The sequence below is a fragment of the Leucobacter iarius genome, assembly GCF_039530105.1.
In the GTDB taxonomy this organism is placed as follows: Bacteria; Actinomycetota; Actinomycetes; order Actinomycetales; family Microbacteriaceae; genus Leucobacter; species Leucobacter iarius.
The window spans coordinates 1-611 of record NZ_BAAAOB010000020.1 but is presented as its reverse complement, the minus strand read 5'-3'; the positions used below and the strand labels follow the sequence as shown (position 1 = coordinate 611).

Sequence of the window (611 nt, the reverse complement as noted above, 5' to 3'; positions counted from 1 at the left end):
ACTACAGCAACGCCCTGGCGGCGCTGGCGCTGGCCGATGCCGCGGGTCTGCCGCGGGCCAGCAGCCTGAAGGCGCTGACCACCTTTACCGGTCTGGCGCACCGTTTCCAGCTGGTGCTGGATCACAACGGCGTACGCTGGATTAACGACTCGAAGGCGACCAACGTCGGCAGCACCGAGGCGGCGCTGAACGGCCTGCAGCTGGACGGCACGCTCTATCTGCTGCTGGGCGGCGACGGCAAGTCCGCTGATTTTACCCCGCTGAAGCGCTACCTCGGCGGCGATCGTATTCGCCTGTACTGCTTTGGTCGCGATGGCGCCGAGCTCGCTGAGCTGCGTCCTGAGGTGGCGGTACAAACTGAGACTATGGAACAGGCGATGCGTCAGATTGCTCCCCTGGTGAAAGCGGGGGACATGGTTCTCCTGTCGCCGGCCTGCGCTAGCCTGGATCAGTTTAAGAACTTTGAACAACGGGGCGAGATGTTTGCCCGTCTGGCGAAGGAGTTAGGTTGATGCGTTTCTCTCTCCCACGCCTGAGAATGCCGCAGCTGAGCCTGCCTCGGCTGAGACTGCCGCGATTGCCGGGGATGTTTATTTTCGCCTGGCTATTCG

The 611-nt window shown here is 62.5% G+C and carries 1 protein-coding gene; it reads left to right on the top strand.

The window, feature by feature from the left end; genetic code table 11:
* Positions 1–512, top strand: a 512-nt coding sequence (locus ABD169_RS16080; RefSeq protein ID WP_344033620.1) for a glutamate ligase domain-containing protein, incomplete at its 5' end; no start/stop codon positions are given.
* Positions 513–611 lie beyond the last annotated feature (99 nt).